The organism is Bifidobacterium sp. ESL0704, assembly GCF_029392075.1.
In the GTDB taxonomy this organism is placed as follows: Bacteria; Actinomycetota; Actinomycetes; order Actinomycetales; family Bifidobacteriaceae; genus Bifidobacterium.
Map to the genome: position 1 here is coordinate 1,584,909 of NZ_CP113929.1, position 17,866 is coordinate 1,602,774.

At 57.8% G+C, this 17,866-nt stretch carries 14 protein-coding genes; 8 read left to right on the forward strand and 6 right to left on the reverse strand.

What is annotated here, in order from left to right; translation table 11 throughout:
• Positions 1–35: 35 nt before the first annotated feature.
• On the reverse strand, positions 36–1,019 hold the full coding sequence (locus tag OZX64_RS05690; protein ID WP_277171959.1) for a TerC family protein: 984 nt from the start codon (positions 1,017–1,019) through the stop codon (positions 36–38).
• Positions 1,020–1,241: 222 nt separating this feature from the next.
• Here OZX64_RS05690 and OZX64_RS05695 point away from each other — a divergent pair, with 222 nt between their 5' ends.
• Positions 1,242–3,122 (forward strand): InlB B-repeat-containing protein, encoded by a 1,881-nt coding sequence (locus OZX64_RS05695; RefSeq protein ID WP_277171961.1) that lies wholly within the window; start codon positions 1,242–1,244, stop codon positions 3,120–3,122.
• 58 nt (positions 3,123–3,180) lie between these two features.
• Here the strand turns inward: OZX64_RS05695 and uvrB are convergent, their stop codons facing one another.
• The 4 genes from uvrB to OZX64_RS05715 form a co-directional block, all read right to left on the reverse strand.
• Complete coding sequence (uvrB, locus tag OZX64_RS05700; protein ID WP_277157179.1) at positions 3,181–5,295, reverse strand: excinuclease ABC subunit UvrB; 2,115 nt, start codon at positions 5,293–5,295, stop codon at positions 3,181–3,183.
• A gap of 241 nt (positions 5,296–5,536) precedes the next feature.
• On the reverse strand, positions 5,537–6,289 hold the full coding sequence (gene coaE, locus OZX64_RS05705; RefSeq protein ID WP_348519422.1) for a dephospho-CoA kinase: 753 nt from the start codon (positions 6,287–6,289) through the stop codon (positions 5,537–5,539).
• 355 nt (positions 6,290–6,644) lie between these two features.
• The gene (rpsA, locus tag OZX64_RS05710) at positions 6,645–8,126 is read right to left on the reverse strand and encodes a 30S ribosomal protein S1 (RefSeq protein ID WP_277157178.1); all 1,482 of its coding nucleotides are present in this window, start codon (positions 8,124–8,126) and stop codon (positions 6,645–6,647) included.
• A gap of 141 nt (positions 8,127–8,267) precedes the next feature.
• Positions 8,268–9,164 (reverse strand): bifunctional methylenetetrahydrofolate dehydrogenase/methenyltetrahydrofolate cyclohydrolase, encoded by an 897-nt coding sequence (locus tag OZX64_RS05715; protein ID WP_277171963.1) that lies wholly within the window; start codon positions 9,162–9,164, stop codon positions 8,268–8,270.
• Between the two features lie 367 nt (positions 9,165–9,531).
• Between OZX64_RS05715 and OZX64_RS05720 the strand changes: the two genes are divergently transcribed.
• The 3 genes from OZX64_RS05720 to OZX64_RS05730 all read left to right on the forward strand — a co-directional run bounded on the left by OZX64_RS05720 (position 9,532) and on the right by OZX64_RS05730 (position 12,804).
• Positions 9,532–10,659, forward strand: coding sequence for a zinc ABC transporter substrate-binding protein (locus OZX64_RS05720; protein WP_277171965.1), 1,128 nt, complete (start codon positions 9,532–9,534; stop codon positions 10,657–10,659).
• Between the two features lie 268 nt (positions 10,660–10,927).
• The gene (locus tag OZX64_RS05725) at positions 10,928–11,971 is read left to right on the forward strand and encodes an ATP-binding cassette domain-containing protein (RefSeq protein WP_277171967.1); all 1,044 of its coding nucleotides are present in this window, start codon (positions 10,928–10,930) and stop codon (positions 11,969–11,971) included.
• Positions 11,968–12,804: a metal ABC transporter permease gene (locus tag OZX64_RS05730; protein WP_277171969.1), complete on the forward strand. Its 837-nt coding sequence runs from the start codon at positions 11,968–11,970 to the stop codon at positions 12,802–12,804. The genes OZX64_RS05725 and OZX64_RS05730 overlap by 4 nt, the downstream gene beginning before the upstream one ends.
• Before the next feature lie 140 nt (positions 12,805–12,944).
• Here OZX64_RS05730 and OZX64_RS05735 read toward each other — a convergent pair whose 3' ends face one another.
• On the reverse strand, positions 12,945–13,556 hold the full coding sequence (locus tag OZX64_RS05735; protein ID WP_277157173.1) for a CarD family transcriptional regulator: 612 nt from the start codon (positions 13,554–13,556) through the stop codon (positions 12,945–12,947).
• Between the two features lie 182 nt (positions 13,557–13,738).
• On the opposite strand from OZX64_RS05735, the gene OZX64_RS05740 reads away from it, so the two are divergent.
• The 4 genes from OZX64_RS05740 (at position 13,739) to OZX64_RS05755 (ending at position 17,808) form a co-directional block, all read left to right on the forward strand.
• Positions 13,739–14,485, forward strand: coding sequence for a response regulator transcription factor (locus tag OZX64_RS05740; RefSeq protein ID WP_277171971.1), 747 nt, complete (start codon positions 13,739–13,741; stop codon positions 14,483–14,485).
• Positions 14,486–14,561: 76 nt separating this feature from the next.
• Entirely contained in the window at positions 14,562–15,653 is a 1,092-nt protein-coding gene (locus tag OZX64_RS05745) for a HAMP domain-containing sensor histidine kinase (RefSeq protein ID WP_277174992.1), read from the forward strand.
• A gap of 179 nt (positions 15,654–15,832) precedes the next feature.
• Complete coding sequence (gene umuD / locus OZX64_RS05750) at positions 15,833–16,495, forward strand: translesion error-prone DNA polymerase V autoproteolytic subunit (RefSeq protein ID WP_277171973.1); 663 nt, start codon at positions 15,833–15,835, stop codon at positions 16,493–16,495.
• Positions 16,492–17,808, forward strand: coding sequence for a Y-family DNA polymerase (locus OZX64_RS05755; RefSeq protein ID WP_277171975.1), 1,317 nt, complete (start codon positions 16,492–16,494; stop codon positions 17,806–17,808). Before umuD ends, OZX64_RS05755 begins: the two co-directional genes overlap by 4 nt.
• Positions 17,809–17,866: the final 58 nt, after the last annotated feature.

Sequence of the window (17,866 nt, forward strand, 5' to 3'; positions counted from 1 at the left end):
TTATGTGAGCGCTCACATACCGAATCGGCCGTCAATCATCTCGTTTTTTTCGCACTCGTTTTCATCTTGATGACGCTGGCCGCAGCCGCCGTTGCGATGGCTACGATGATGACGCAAAGCGATACCCATGTAGGGATTTCCGGTACCTGGGCAATCGGCCGGCCACCGTTGATAAACGGCAAGGAATTGCCGTGAAGCGCTTCCATCACGAGCTTGACACCGATGAAGCCGAGCACTACTGCCAAGCCATAAGGAAGGTACTCCAACTTGTCCAGCAGCGCACCGAGGAGGAAATAGAGCTGCTGCAGTCCGAGCAGCGCGAAGACATTGGAGGTGAAGACGATGAACGGGTCTTTGGTAAGCCCGAAGATGGCGGGAATCGAGTCGAAGGCAAACATGACATCCGTGGTGCCGATGGTCAGGAAGACGATCAGCATCGGGGTGAAGAACTTCCTGCCGTCCTTCACCGTGCGGATTTTTTCGCCGTCATATTCGTCTGTGATTTTCACCACTTTACGCAGTGCACGGATGATTGCGTTTTCGTGATATTCCTCATCCTCGTCATCGCCGGCCACCAGTTTCACTGCGGTATAGATCAGGAACGCCCCGAAAATGAAGAAGACCCAGGTAAAGCGCTGGATGACGGCCGCTCCCACAAGGATGAAAAGACCGCGAAGGACCAACGCGATGGTGATGCCGACGCTCAGCACATACTTCTGCAGCGTCTTCGGAACAGCGAAATTCGTCATGATGATGACGAATACGAAAAGATTATCGATGCTGAGCGAATATTCGGTGAGCCAGCCGGAATAGAACTCCAGCGCCGGACGCGAACCGGACACCCACCAGACCAGACCGCCGAAAACAAGCGCCGCCGCCACGAAGAACGCGATATGTTGCACGCACTCCTTCGTGGAAGGCACATGCGGCTTGCGTCCGATCACAAACAAATCAACGACAAAGAAAATCGCAAGGACCACAAATGTGGCGATCATAAACGCAACAGGGGTTTCCGACATGTTTCCAGCCTACGGTGTGCCGATGACCTCCTCCAAGCAGGGCAAGAGGCGCGCTGATAGGCAAAACGATACAGTCGCACAAACCATTCCCACAGCGTTCCCGGTCTGCCCCATCAAAAAACATATCATCGCCGACCGGAACATCAATCGACGCATATTGTTACAATATAATTAATTGTCTTGTTTTGTAACAATACGGTATACAGCAGAAAGGTCTGTTGCATGAAACGATTCCCATTGGCGGCGATGGTACTGGCAATCGGCTTGTTGATCCCCACCTTCTCCATCGCGGCTTCCGAATTGCCGCCAACTGCCGAAGAGTCTCCTCGCTCCCCTGCTACATCTAAGCAATCGTCGACAACGGCGTCCGGCAAGGCTAAAACCACCGCTCCGGCAGCAGACGCTAGCAAATCCGCCGAATCAGCGTCGGCGCAGCCTCAATCAAGCTGCACGGAAAAGCCGGAGACCATATGGGGCGAGCCCGCGACCGGGCTGCCGGACAAGCCGGGACGAGACACGAATCCCGTGAAGTATTCCATCGTCAGCGAACCCGAAACAGGTGACTGCACCCTTCATCTTTCCGGCGGCACCTCCCCCGATTTCCGCCCTCCAGGACTTGGCGGCAACCTCTACAACCTGCCATGGCTGCGAGAGGACGGAGGCGAGATTTCCATGGCCTCTTCCGCCTATCTCAACGACTCCATCACCAAGATATCAGTGGACGGCAATCTCACCCTCTATGCCTCGACATATTATGGCTGGCCCGGAAGCCTGTGGCGTGGGGCTTTCAGCGCGATGTCCGCCCTCAAGACCTTCGACACTTCCAAGGGAAGCCTGCATATGGTCGACTATGGGTCGGAGTCCCTGCTTCAGCTCGACGCCAACCTCTCCTCGGTGCCTGGCATCGAGTACTGGGATCTGAGCCAAGCGACAAGCCTGCTCGGCATGTTCTACCCCAGCTATAACCGAAACGGATCACTCACCGGATCATTGGACCTGAGCCGATGGGACGTCAGCAACGTCACCACGGTGTGGGAATTCATCGGCAACGCGCGCACCCAGCCTTTGAAAGGCTTGGACATTTCCGGTTGGGATATGAGTAAAATGACCGGTTACAGCGGGGGCGTGCCCGTACAGCAGCGCATGATGCCTCCAAGCATCCAACGGCTGAGGCTTGGCCCCAAGACATCGTTGACCGGCGGAAGCAACGGCGCCCTGTCGCTGATCAGCACCACAAAATGGACCGAATTCGACGGCGACCACCCCAGCAAGGTGTTCAACGGCAATGATGAGTTCACCACCTACACGCAAGGCAAGGGCAACATCACGAAGCCGACATGGTTCTATGCCGACCGCACCGCCATATCCACGTTAAAAGTCAACGCCAACGGCGGATCGGGCAGCATCGCCGACTCGTCGGTATTGCCCGACATCAACACCGACGAGTCGGCCTTCACCGCACCGGACCCCACACCGCTTTCCAAGGCCAATAGCGTATTCACCGGCTGGAACACGCAGGCGGACGGGAAAGGCACCGCCTACGAACCCGGAGCGAGCATCACCACCAAAGACAAGACGATCACCATCTATGCGCAATGGAGGACGGTCCCCGTCCCCGAAGAACTGGTGGTGGCGCAAGACCAATCAGGCACCGTCACCGTCAGCGGCACGGCACAACCGCTCAAATCAACCGATACGATAGAGATTTGCGTGAAACCGGACGGGCAGGACAACGGATACACGGATTCGCAATGCGGAACCACCACATTTACCACCACGGCTGCGGATTATGATGGCGACACGAAGCACACCTGGCATTTCGAGCCCGCACAATCATTGTTCCCCGAAACCGGAAAGTATCGATTCCGGGCACGACTGAAGACAACTGATTCCTGGCGCGGCAACGCACCGATCTGGTCACTCGGCGCCACCACGACCCAAGACATAACCCAAGTGCGTGTCACCGTATCCGCACTGCCGCTGACGGGAGGCGACGCACGGACCTATCTGCTCGGGCTGCTCGGCCTGGCGGGTCTTGTCGCCATGGTGGCAGCCTTTACCAACGCGCTTCGAGCGAAAGCCTTCTCTCGATCAGACCGATAGCAATTCAAGTGTGGCCCGCACATGCAGGCCACACAACACTACATCACTACATCGTCTCCTACTTCTGCGCCTCGGTAATCTGACGGAGCTCCTTTTTCAGGTCGCGGATCTCGTCGCGCAGGCGGGCGGCGAGCTCGAACTGGAGCTGCTCGGCGGCAGTGTGCATCTGGTCGCTCATCTGGCGAATCAGGTCGGCCAGGTCCTGAGCGGGCAGGCCGGCGTTGATAATCTCGTCGTGATGCTTCTGCAGATCCTTCTCGTCGAGGCTGGTCAAGGCGATGCGCTTGTTGGACCCAGCACGCTTTTCATCACGGTAGCCTCCGGCCAGCAGCGTTTCGGTGTCGACATCCTCTTTGGCCAGCATGTCGGTGACGTCGCTGATCTTCTTGACCAACGGCTTGGGGTCGATGTGATGTTCCTTGTTGTAGGCGATCTGTTTTTCACGACGGCGGTTGGTCTCGCTGATGGCGGTTTCCATTGCGTCGGTGATTTCGTCGGCGTACATGATGACGGTTCCGGACACATTACGAGCGGCACGGCCTATGGTCTGAATCAGCGAACGATGCGAACGCAGGAAACCTTCCTTGTCGGCATCGAGGATCGCCACCAACGAGACCTCAGGCAGATCAAGGCCTTCGCGCAGCAGGTTGATGCCGACGATGACGTCGATCTTGCCTTCGCGCAACTCCCGCAGCAGCTCGACACGTCGCAGCGTGTCGACATCCGAATGCAGATACTCCACTTTGATGTCGCGTTCCAGCAGATAATCGGTGAGGTCTTCGGCCATTTTCTTGGTCAGCGTCGTGACCAGCACACGCTCGTTCTTGGCCACCCGATCCTTGATCTCGCCAAGCAGGTCATCGATCTGCCCCTTGACCGGTCGCACGTCGATCTTCGGATCCAAGAGGCCGGTGGGTCTGATGACCTGCTCGACCACGCCGTCGGAAAGCCCGAGTTCGTAGTCCCCGGGTGTTGCCGAGAGATAAACGGTCTGGCCAATACGATCAAGGAACTCCGGCCATTTCAAGGGCCGGTTGTCCATTGCGGAAGGCAGGCGGAACCCGTTTTCGACCAAGGTACGTTTGCGGCTGGCATCCCCTTCGTACATACCGCCGATCTGCGGGACGGTGACGTGCGACTCGTCGATGACCAAAAGAAAATCGTCAGGGAAGAAATCGAGCAGCGTGTGCGGCGGGCTGCCCGGCTTACGCTGGTCGAAATGACGGGAATAGTTCTCGATGCCCGAGCAGAAACCGACCTGCTGGATCATCTCCAGATCGTAGTTGGTACGCATCTCAAGACGCTGGGCCTCAAGTTCCTTGCCCTGCTTGCGCAGCTCGGCCGTGCGGTCGATCAGTTCTTCTTTGATGGTTTTCAACGCATGTTCGGTGCGCTCGGGACCTGCGATATAGTGCGAGGCCGGGAAGATGTGGACCTGCGACTCGTGGGCGATGACGTCACCGGTCAGCGGGTGCAACGTGGAGATACGGTCGATCTCGTCGCCGAAGAACTCGATGCGGATGGCCAGTTCCTCATAGACGGGGATGATCTCGACCGTATCGCCACGCACGCGGAAGGTACCGCGGGTGAAGGCGATGTCGTTGCGCTTGTATTGCATGGAAACGAATTTGCGCAACAACGAATCACGGTTGATCTCCTCCCCCTCGTGCAGGAACAGCATGCGCCCGGCATATTCCTCAGGCGTACCCAAACCATAGATACAGGAGACGGTGGCCACCACCACACAATCGTCCCGGGTCAGAAGGTTCGCCGTGGCAGCGTGCCGCAGACGCTCGACATCGTCGTTGACATTCGAGTCCTTTTCGATATAGGTATCGGTCTGGGGAATGTAGGCTTCGGGCTGGTAATAATCGTAGTAGGAAACGAAGTAACTGACGGCGTTGTCCGGCATCAGCTCACGGAACTCGGCGCACAGCTGCGCCGCCAGGGTTTTGTTGGGCTCCAGTATCAGCGTCGGCCGTTGCAGCTTCTCGATGAGCCATGCGGTGGTTGCGGTCTTGCCGGTTCCGGTGGCACCCATCAGCACCACATCGTTCTCGCCGTTGTTGATGCGTCGCGCAATCTCGTCAATGGCCTCCGGTTGGTCGCCGGACGGCTGATACGGCGCTTTCACCACGAACGGATGATGTGCACGCTCGATATTGAACCCCATATTTATCCGTCATTCCTTCCATCGCCAGGCTTGCCGGCAATCCCAACCGATACACCCGTCATTTCATGCACCGCATCACCGCAAGCTGTGCCGACCCGCTTCAAAACTACCGTAATCGACCGTCAAGCCCATCCAACACAGGCACCAATCGCATGCGAAAGCGCATGACCGGGCTCCTGGCAGATACGGCATCAGCTTTGCGGGCCGAACCATATTTACCATAGAAGCATTCCGGCATCATTTACTGCCATTGTGCGAACAGCATATCAAGACGCTCGAACATTTGTTCGATTGTCTGTGTCGAGTCGATGACCACGTCGGCGATGGCCTCACGCTGCGCGCGACTCGATTGGTGGCGTATTCTTCCCACCGCCTGCTCCCGGCTCATTGCACGCGTAGCCATCATCCGCCGGATGCGCGTTTCTTCAGGCGCTTCGACAGTAAGGATGTGATCGAATGTGAACGGTATGGTGTCGATGACCTCTGCCAGCAACGGCACGTCGTGGACAATGACCGGATTCGGGAAAGGCTTTTTCCCAGAAACAGTATGGCTCTCGTCCACGTTCCCGGCGCTATCAGGATTTCTGGAGTTACGGAAATCTTCACACTCGCCGATGCCGTCATTACCGTGCACATCCGTATTCGTCTCGGATTTCCCCGCAATCCCTTGTTCCAGCTCCTGCGCCCGGCGATAAATCAACGGATGCTCGATATCGTCAAGCCTCTGCTTCGCATCCGGCGCGGCCTGCGGCGAAAAAACATGTTCCGCCACCCACTGCCGATTCAACGAGCCGTCAGAGCGTATCGCCTGTTGCCCGAATTCCTCGGCAATCCGACGAATCCCCTCGCTGCCGGGTTCCACCACCTGACGAGCCAGCTGGTCGTAATCGATAAGATAAGCCCCAAGTTCCTGCAAATGAGCAGCGACGGTGCTTTTACCGGCCGCGATGCCCCCTGTCAATCCAATTCTCATCCAGCTGCCCTTTCCAGACATATCTCTTCGGCGAAAAGCTACAAACCCATCATGTACATGCACCTAGATAAAGGATTTGCAGCTCAATCACACCGGCAAGCTACAAACCCAGGATAAAGAAGAGTTCTCACCATGCGCGCATCGCCCGGGTCCGCCCACACACTTATTCTGCCTCTAACCCTAGCAAACCAAACAGTTACGCAAGGGTTAGAGGCAGAATTCACCGCACCTGCCTCTAACCCTAGTGAATGAGCCATTTAGACTAGGGTTAGAGGCAGGATCACCGTATGTAACGATTAAGAAAAGGCCGGCGCAAGCAATGAAGCTTGCACCGACCAATTCTTACGAAATCAACGTGAAGTCACCGATGGCGATTTCACTTCTTTTCCTTGAGAAGCTCCTCACGAAGAGCCGCCAGCTTGTCGGAACCGGCAAGGGTGCCTTCGGATTCGTTCTGCGAAGAATACTTGGTGGATTCTTCGGTTGCCTTCTCGGCACGAGCGCCTTGGCCGTCTTCAGCTGCGGATTCCTCGGCGTTGTCGATTTCCTTGGCAACGAACACCTTATGCTGCTCCCACAAATCGTGGGCGGTCGCATACTGGTTCTCCCACTCCTCACGCTGCTTCTCGTAGCCAGCAATCCACTCGTTGGTCTCCGGGTCGAAGCCTTCGGGGTACTTGTAGTTGCCTTCCTCGTCGTAATCGGCAGGCATGCCGTAGAGTGCCGGATCGAAGTCCTCGCTGGACGGATCGACAGAATCGTTGGCCTGCTTCAAGGACAGGGAGATACGGCGACGATCGAGGTCGACGTCGATGACCTTGACGAAGATCTCTTCGCCCTGCTTGACGACGGTCTCCGGGTTGTCGACGTGACGGTTGGCGAGCTCGGAAATGTGGACCAGGCCCTCGATGCCGTCTTCGACGGAAACGAACACACCGAACTGCACGATCTTGGTGACCTTGCCCTTGACGATCTGTCCGGGAACGTGGGTGCGTGCGAAGCGCTGCCACGGATCTTCCTGAGTCGCCTTGAGGGACAGCGAGATACGCTCGCGGTCCATATCGACATCGAGCACCTCGACGGTGACCTTGTCGCCGACCTTGACGACCTCGGACGGATGGTCGATATGCTTCCAGGAGAGCTCGGAAACGTGGATGAGGCCGTCCACCCCGCCGAGATCGACGAATGCGCCGAAGTTGACGATGGAGGAAACGGTGCCTTCGCGGATCTGGCCCTTCTTGAGCTGAGCCAGGAAGGTCTCGCGAACCTCGGACTGGGTCTCTTCGAGATACTGGCGACGGGAAAGGACCACGTTGTTGCGGTTCTTGTCGAGCTCGAGGATCTTGGCCTTGATCTTCTGGCCGATGTAAGGCGAAAGGTCGCGGACGCGACGCATCTCGACCAACGACGCCGGCAGGAAGCCACGCAGACCGATGTCGACGATCAGGCCGCCCTTGACAGCCTCGATAACGGTGCCTTCGACAACGCCGTCATCGCTCTTGATCTTCTCGATATCACCCCAAGCGCGCTCATACTGGGCACGCTTCTTGGACAGAATAAGACGTCCTTCTTTGTCTTCCTTGGTGACGACGAGGGCTTCGACGGTATCGCCGAGCTCAACGACGTCATCCGGATGGACGTCCTTCTTGATGGAAAGTTCGCGGGAGGGAATCACACCCTCGGTCTTGTAGCCGATGTCGAGCAGCACTTCGTCGTGATCGATCTTGACGACCGTGCCCTGAACCAAATCACCATCATCGAAATTCTTGATGGTGGAATCGACTGCCTTGATGAAGTCCTCTTCGGTGCCGATATCGTTGATCGCGACCTTGGTGACCTCGTTATTGTTCTCTGCCATTAAACGTGGTTTCTTTGTTACTAGATGGATGGATAATTACCGTATTAAGTTATATTGGTGACCTTACGGCCACGCAAGACACAAGATTACTAGTCGGCCTAGTCAAAGCATTCTGAACAATCCGGGCGTGTCACCAACTGCTCAATTCAGTTTCCGCTCGGCCATTTCCACGACGTTGGCCAACAGCATCGCACGGGTCATCGGCCCCACCCCTCCAGGGTTCGGAGTATAGGCGGAGCTCAGGGCGTAACAGGCTTTGTCGATATCGCCTCGCACACGATAGCGGCCGGCTTGCTCGTCGTAGACGCGGGAGACGCCGACGTCGACGAGCACCGCCCCCGGCTTGACATCCTCGGGATGCACGAATCCGGCGCGGCCGACGGCGGCGACGATGACATCGGCACGACGCAGATGCTCTTGGATATCCGTGGTGCCCGTGTGGCAAAGCGTCACGGTCGCATTCACGTCTTTTGCCGTGAGCATCAGACCGACGGTGCGCCCGACGGTGATGCCGCGACCGATGACGCAGATGTCTTTCCCGTTCAGATCGATACCGTAATGCTTCAACAACACGATGATGCCGCGCGGCGTACACGGCTGCGGCGCAGGGTTTCCTCCGCCGATATGCGTGACGAGCTCACCCAGATTGACCGGATGCATGCCGTCGGCGTCCTTGGCCGGATCGACATGGCCGATGACCTTGTTGGAATCGATGCCTTTGGGCAGCGGCAACTGCACGATGTAGCCGGTGCATTTCGGGTCGGCGTTGAGCCGTTCGACAGCGTCGATGATCTCCTGCTCTCCGGCCGTGTCAGGCAGATCGACCGCGATGGAGGCGATGCCGACCTCGGCGCAATCCTTGTGCTTGCCCGCCACGTATTTGCGTGAACCGACGTCGTTGCCGACAAGGATGGTGCCCAAACCCGGTTGGACACCTTGGGCTTTGAGCCGTTTCACGCGCTCGCTCAGATCCTGCTTGATGGCCGCGGCCGCAGCCTTCCCGTCCAATTTGAGAGGAGTCCGTTCCTCGTCCGTCATGCTGGTTCCTTCATACAAGTAGATTATTTCGACATTCCGTCCAGCCGTGCTGCAGACCGGACATCATAGTTATTGATTGTAAAGTGTAACCGGCCCGCAAACGCAGGTGTGTCCATCATCGACGCCATATCCTTTGTTTATAACCGTTTATAACCGATGATTCACACACGCACACTGCAGCAAGCGGCGAGACCCGGATGGACGACGTTCGCGTCAAGATTGTCGAAATCAGAATACGTTGAGGTCACGGAACATCTGCATTCGCTACTTGAGAATGATTCTCATTTTCAGTATATTGTCTTATCACTATACTGAAGAGAAAACACTGTAAACCAAACAGCAAACAGGTATCGACTAGGGGGTCAGTATGAAACGATTCGGATGGCGGACCAAGGCTACGGCCCTGCTGGGCTCGCTCTGCCTGGCTCTCGGCCTGGCGGCCTGCGGCGGCGGCAATGACTCCCAACCGCACAGCAGCAACAGCCCCAAACAGGCGAGCGGACCGATCAGCGTAGTGGCCTCCATCAACCAATGGGGTTCGCTGGCCAGAGAAATCGGCGGATCCGATGTCAAGGTGACCTCAATCGTCAACACCGTCTCCGTGGACGCGCATGATTTCGAGCCACAGACCACCGACATGGCAAAACTGCAAGGTGCCGAGATTGTGGTCGTCAACGGTGCAGGATACGACAACTGGGCCAGCAAGTCCGTCGCCAAAGGCACCACCAGCGTTTCGGCGGCCACAGCGGTCGGGGCAAGCACTGGGGACAACCCGCACCTCTGGTTCTCCAAAGACGCCCGCACGGCCATGGCGACCGAACTCGAGGACGCCTTCGCCAAGGCGCGGCCCGCAAAAGCCAAACGGTTCCAGGCCCGTTTGAAGACATGGAAAGCGAGCGAGACCAAGCTCGAAGGAACCATGAAGGCGTTCTCACAAAAGCACAAGGATGCCACCTATGGCGCCACGGAACCCGTCGCCTACTATCTTATGGACGATCTCGGTTTCACCGACAAGACCCCAAAGGGCTACACACAAGCCGTCGGAAGCGAGGGTGAACCGGCACCAAGCGACCTGCAGAAGTTCCAGCATCTGATTTCAGGACGAGACGTCAATCTGCTCATCAACAACACGCAAGAAGCGAGCAATACCACGAATCTCTTGACCGGAACGGCCGGACGCACCGAGGTGCCCGTCGTCGACGTCAGCGAACAGATGCCCGAAAACCAGACCACGCTCACCGGCTGGATCACGGCACTGACGAAAAACATCGACAAGGCCATGACCGATTTCAAAGACAGCGAAGCCGGCCACGAGAAGGTGAGCCCCGGCAACACAGGCAGCGACGACAACGACTCCGGACAGCCCTCGCAATCCGGGCAACCCTCGCAAGCCGGACAGTCCGGCAACGCCACGAATTCCGATCAGCAGACGCCAGCCGCCCCGGGCAACGGTTCGGCACCTTCGAATGCAGGGCAGACCGACCCCGGCAAATAGGCAGGCTTCATGGGCGCGATGACAGGCAGACCAATCGATTGGACACGCATACACGTGGCCGGAACCCGGCGATACAGGTTTACGGCCACGAAGGTTGTTATCGAGACAACCGTCCGTCACCGATGGTCTTCGGACCATTTCCGCTTTCGCCGAACGAACAATTCACTTCTATTTGAGAATGATTCTCAATTTCAATTATATTATTGAACCATCAATGCTTACACGCTTACGTCGTGTTCCAACTGGCTACCGTCGAAAGGTAGAGAAGATGAGCATACAGACGAAACCCGGAAGCCTTCAGAAAGTCAAGGCCGAAGACGGAAGACCGGCGCTGGTCTTCCGCGACGCCGGCATCAAACGCGGCGAAAGAATCCTTTGGCAGCATGGCAATTTCTCGATTCCTTCAGGCTCGATCACCGCCATCGTCGGAACGAACGGCGCCGGCAAGACCACGATGATGAAAGCCGAGCTCGGCCTGCTGCCACTGTTCAGCGGCAACCTGACCGTGCTCGGCGGACCGGCAGGAACGACCAACCACCTGATCGGCTACGTACCGCAAAACTATGCCGGTGACATCGAATCGAATCTCACCGCCGAACAGTCAGTGCTGCTCGGACTCACCGGCTCACGTTTCGGCATCCACCCCATCACGCGGGCGCAACGGGCACGGGCGCGCGAAGCCATGTCCTTCACCGGCGTAGACGACAAACGCCATTATCGGCTTTCCGAACTGTCGGGAGGGCTGCGCCAACGCGTCGCCATCGCACAGGCACTGGTGAGCGGCCCGAAACTGCTGATGCTCGACGAGCCGCTTGCCAATCTCGATCTGGCAGCCCAACGCGAGACGGTGCATGTGCTGGCTCGTCTCAACCATGAAATGGGCATGACCATTCAGGTGGTGGCCCACGACCTCAACATGCTGCTGCCGATCCTTGACGGCGCGGTCTATCTGTTGGACGGCCACCCGCACTACGCGAAAATGAACGAGGTTCTGGATGCCAACCTGCTGACCCATCTCTACGGCACAAAAGTCCAGGTGGTCACCACCCCGCAAGGCGATATGTTCGTCACCCCAGATAAAGACGAACCGGAGGACGTCACGCCGGATATCCACAAGCCGGACGAAGTGGCGAGTTTTCACCGCCATCACACGCAGAACCCTTCCATTGCGGGCACGGAGAACCGCCACGGTCACACAACCGGCAACGAGAAGCCGCGATTCTTCGAACAGGCGGCTTCCCGCATATCACGACAGAACGCAGCACAAACAGGCACCGATAAAGAAAACGGAACGCGGGAGACGAGACTATGAACCACATTCAATTTCGGTTCAACCACGAATGGTTGGAAACACTTTCGATGCCGTTCATGCACAACGCCTTCATCGCCGGCCTGTGCATCGCGCTGGCGGCCGGGGTGATGGGCTATTTCACCATCGCCCGTCACTCTACCTTCGCCGCACACGCTTTGGCGCATATCGGGCTTCCGGGGGCTACAGGAGCCGTCTTGCTCGGCCTGCCGGTCTCGCTCGGACTCGGCGTCTTCGCACTTGGCGGGGCGCTGACCATCGGGGCGCTGGGCAAGAAGGCCTCTCAGCGCGAGATCGCGACCGGCACCGTGCTCGCTTTCGCCACCGGACTGGGACTTTTCTTTTCCCGCATGTCGAGCTCGGCCGCGCAGCAGATGCAGGCGATATTGTTCGGCTCGATACTGACCATCACCGACGGCCAGGTCCTGGGATTCGCGATATTCGACATTCTGCTGCTGGCGGTGATGGCCGTGGTCTATCGCCCGCTGCTATTCAGCTCTTTGGACGAACAGGTGGCACAGGCCAAGGGCGTGCCGATCGGTGTGATGAACATACTGTTCATGGCCATCATGGCCGGCGTCATCACCATCGCGGTGCCGGCCGTGGGCACTCTGCTCATTTTCGCGTTGGTCGTCACCCCCGCCGCCACGGCGAACATACTGACCAGCACACCACTGCGTTCGATGATGCTTTCCAGTGTGCTATGTCTGATCTCGATTTGGGGCGGGCTGGCCATCTCGGCCATGTTCCCTACTCCCCCGAGTTTCGTCATCGTCACCATTTCCACACTGTTCTGGATCGTCGCCAAAGGCGTGGAGGCGTTGCGCCGCCGCTAAAAGCCGAATCCGACCAAAGCCGGCTTTAGGCCAGTGCTGGCAAGATACAGTTGAGGGCTATCCCGATACCATGGGACAGCCCTCAACAAAAACGACTCAAGCTCTTTCAAAGCATTCGGCAAGCAAAGCCGTCGAAACCACTACTTCTTTTTCTTGCCCTTCTTGGCGTCCCGGTTCTCGGCTTCGATCCTTGCCAACGTCTGGCTCGCCGGTTCCTCAGGAGTCTGGGAATGATGCTTGGCATCCTCTGGCGTCGGCTCGGCATATCCGAGATTGACGTCGAGCAGGTGCTGGGCCTCATCCTCGTCGATATGCTCGGAAAGCGCGATCTCTGAAGTGAGAATATTGCGGGCCCGGGTCAGCATGCGTTTCTCGCCTGCGGAAAGCCCGTGCTCGTCGACGTCGCGCTGGGCCAGATCGCGCACAACCTCGGCGATCTTGTTGACCTCGCCGGTGGCGATCTTCTCGACGTTCAGTTTGTAACGTCGTGACCAATTCATCTTCTCGTTGTCGACGATCGGCGTGCGCAGGATCTCGAAGACCTTCGCGACCTCCTTGCCGTCGACGATATTGCGGATGCCCACCTTCTTGGCATTCTCAACCGGCACCTCGATGACCAGACCATCGCTGGAAAGCACCGAAAGCTGCAGATAATCGCGCGTGACACCTTTTACCGTTCGACTCTCGAAGTTTGTCACCTTCGCCGCGCCATGACGTGGATAAACGACGACATCCCCAACTTTGTAATCCATGGAACCTCCGAAAAACCTTAAACGCAATGTATATCAGTTTTTCACGCGCCACGGACGTTTACTTTACTGCGAAATGATAAAACTTACTACGAACTGGCGAGAACCACATGTAACGGCCAATTGGGTGCGCCAATACCTATAATGATTTATTTGTAGCAATGTTTTTGAAAGGCGGAGGACACATGCTCAACACTTCGGCGCATCAGAAGACACCACGTACCATTTTGGTGGTCGAGGACGAGCCCGATCTCGCCACGGCAATCGCACAGCGCATCACAGCAAACGGTTGGACCGCACGCGTGGCAGGAGACGGAGCGAGCGCCGTTCGAGCCGCAAGCCAGATCAAGCCGGATTTGGTCATTATGGATATCATGCTGCCGGTTATGGACGGCATCGAAGCCACCAAACGCATCATCGCCGAACGTCCTGTGCCGGTGCTCATGCTCACGGCCCGCGATTCCGAAGCCGATAAGGTCATGGGTCTTTCCGCCGGCGCCGATGACTACATGACCAAACCGTTCTCCCCACGCGAACTCATCGCACGCTGCGAGGCGCTGCTGCGTCGCGTCGAACGCGCCACTCTGATCGCCAAGAACAACGAGAACGAAAAGGTGCTGGATTTCGGAACGCTTGTCATCGATCCGCGCCAACGCATCGTCACCCAGAACGGCAAGCAGGTGCACCTGACGCCTACGGAATTCGACCTGCTCGCCACGCTTGCACGCAAACCGAAGTCCGTATTCAAGCGCGAGAAGCTCTTGGAAGAGGTATGGGATTGGCCCGACGCCTCCGGCACACGCACCGTTGACTCGCACGTCAAGGCTCTTCGCCACAAGCTCGGCAGCGATCTGATCCGCACCGCCCATGGCGTCGGCTATGCTTTCGAGCCTCCAGAGGACGGCGGCGTCTCGACGCCAGCCGCGCAATGACAATAAAAAAACCGACAGCCCTACGGGGCTGTTTTTTCGTTCCCCTCAATTCCGAAAGAACACAGTGACTACACCGATGAACAATCACACCCATCAGCCCGGCAAAAAAATATTGGACAACGACCGTCCGATAGGGTTCTTCTCATCACTGAAAGTGGAACTGAGCATCATCATCGTCGTCGCCACCGCCATCGCGTTCGTCATGGCGTGGTTCCTGCTGAAAGTAGGATTGAGCGGCTGGATCGCCATGCCGCTGACGCTTGTGGTGGCGCTCGGCATCACCTATTTCTTCTCGCGCGGGCTCACCTCCCCCTTGCGTCAGATGCGAGATGCCGCAAAGGCGATGAGCGAGGGCGACTATACGGTACGCGTGCGCGTCAACGACCAAAGCAACGACGAGGTGGGGCAGCTTGCCCGTTCGTTCAACGAGATGGCAGAGGAACTGCAGCACGCCGACCAGATGCGTCGCGACATGATCGCCAACGTCTCCCACGAATTGCGGACCCCGGTCTCAGCCCTGCAGGCGATGCTCGAGAACCTCGCCGACGGCGTGGTGGAGCCCACCCCCGCCAATCTCGAAGGGATCCTGAACCAGACCCACCGGCTTTCCGACCTCATCGCCTTCCTCTTGGACCTCTCACGCATGGAGGCCGGGGCGGCAAGCCTCAACATCGAGCAGTTCAATTTCGCGGACTTCATCGACGAGACGCTGGAACCGCTGGAAATCGCCGATGCCGGCCACGCCCACGACGTCGACGTCCACGTGCCGGATTCCATCGAGATCGAAGGTGACCAGGACAGGCTGCGACAGCTCTTCACCAATATCATCTCCAACGCCTTCAAGCATTCGCCCGACAGCACCACCGTCCTCATCGAAGCCCATGACGACAAGGCGCACGGCAACATCGTCACCAACGTCGTCAATTTCGGCTCGCAGATTCCCCCGGAGGCACGGGCGGACATCTTCCGCCGTTTCGTCAAAGGCAAGTCAGGTCCGGGCACGGAATCCGGCGGCACCGGCCTTGGCCTGTCCATCGCCCGCTGGGCCGCACAGCTGCACGGCGGCAGCGTCAAGGTCGTCGATGACAACCGCGGCACGGATTTTGAAATCACGTTGCCGAAATTCCATATCGTCGCCGACGAACCGACGGGGAAAACAGGGCGCTGACGGTTTCGGCGATTGCCTGTTGAAGGACCTTTGAGCGAAGATCCTATCCGACTGGCGTCATTTTCCTGCATCTTTGCAGATTGTCCTCAAATAATCGAACATATGTTCTGTTTTATTGTCCCTGCCTTTTGACACAATAATATTCGAACAAACGTTCGATTACTGGGAGGTGTACGATAATGGCGACAGCATCATACAAACGGGCATACGACGATTCAAGGCAGGATTGCAGAGTCACCCGGGTTTTCCGCTCGACGCTCGCACCGACGCCCGTTCCCATCGCACTCGAAGCCGTACACGCGGGATTTCCATCGGTTGCACAAGACTATTTCGCAGGCGATTTCAGCTTCGACGAACATATCATCCGCAATCCCGACACCACGTTCATCATCACCGTCGCCGGCGATTCCATGGAGGGCGCCGGCATCTGGGACGGCGATCTTCTGGTGGTCGACCGCTCGCTTGATCCACAGGTCGACGATGTGGTGGTGGCCGTGCTCGATGACGAGCTGACCGTCAAACGCCTTCTCATACGCGGCACGATTCCGATCCTGCATCCGGAGAATCCCCGCTATCCTGATTTCTCGCCTCAAAACGCCGAGGAACTGGTGATATGGGGCGTGGTCATCGGCAACTTCCACGCCCAAAGCCGTTCCAGTCGGTTCGGCTCCACGCTACCGGGCGTCACCCGTCCCGGCATGTCCAATGCCTCCACATACGGCTCCGATACCGTCGAGAGAGCAAACGGAGCCACCGGACTCGCCTCACGCAGTCAGGAGCGGTCGGGCGGCGCCACCATCTATCCTTTCCCCAACGCGGCGACGATTAGCAGAACGCTATGAGCGAGTCGCTTCAAGTGCTGGCCGACGCCAACAGTTTCTTCGCTTCCTGCGAGCGCGTTTTCGACCCGAGACTGGCCAACAAACCGGTCGTTGTGCTTTCCAACAACGACGGATGTGTGGTGGCCCGCAGCGCGGAGGCGAAACAACTGGGCATCAAGGAGGGTACACCGTGGTTCACTATCCGCGAAGAGGCGCAACAGGCCGGCGTGGTGGCCCGCAGCTCGAACTACGAGCTGTACGCAAGCCTGTCGGCACGGATGATGTCGGTGATGAGCCGGTTCATGCCGGGCCAGGAAATCTATTCCATCGACGAATGCTTCCTCTCCCCCTCAACGAACGCCCTACAGACCGTCCAAATCTCTACAGCCATGCGCAAAGCCGTATTGCAAGGAGTCGGCATACCGGTAAGCGTCGGCATCGCACCGACCAAGACATTGGCCAAAGTCGCGAACCACTGGGCCAAGAGGCATCCTTCGAGTGGCGGGGTGAGCCTATTCAGCGACATCGAAGCACGCTACGGCGCTGCCGCCCTCGCCTCCATACCGGTCAGTGATATATGGGGCGTCGGCAGGCGACTTACACGCAAGCTGCAGGCTTTGGGCATCATCACCGCGCTCGACCTGCAAAGACAGGATCCGGTGTCCATCAGGCACCGTTTCTCGATCACCTTGGAACGCACCGTATTGGAGCTGAACGGCATTCCCTGTATAGCCGGCGACGCCAGCGCCAACGACGGCAAACGCAAGTCCGAAATACTGTGTTCACGCATGTTTTCGAAGCCACTCACCGACATGGCCCAAATGAACCAGGCACTGAGCGTCTATGCACAGAAGGCATGTCGCAGGCTGCGCCGTCAGTCAAGCCTGTGTTCACATGTTTCCGTTTTCTGCGCCACCAGCCCGTTCGGCCCGGAAAACAGTTATCAGTCGTTTCATGCGACGACCACTCTGCGAGACCCCAGCGACGATCCGCTGGTCATTTCCAAGGCCGCATGCGAGGCCATGCACGCCAGAGCCGACCCCCATGCCCGCTATATCCGTGCAGGCGTACTGCTGCTCGGCCTGCAGGACGCCAAAGACTTCACCACCTTGCAAGGATTCGAGGCCAGATGTGACGACCACAATCTAGGAGGCGTAATCGATGAAGCCAACAGGAAATTCGGCGCGGCCCGCGTCGGCATCGGCTATGGCGGCATACGCGGAAAAGGACGCGGTGACGAGGACACGGGTGCCGTTTGGACGATGAGGCGCGAAATGCTCTCTCCGCGAGCCACCACACGCTGGGACGAGATGGCTGTGGCCCGTGCCGATTAGCAGAGACAGCCAGCGGATAAGGCACTATTCCAGACGTCCGATCAGCCCTTAAGCCAGT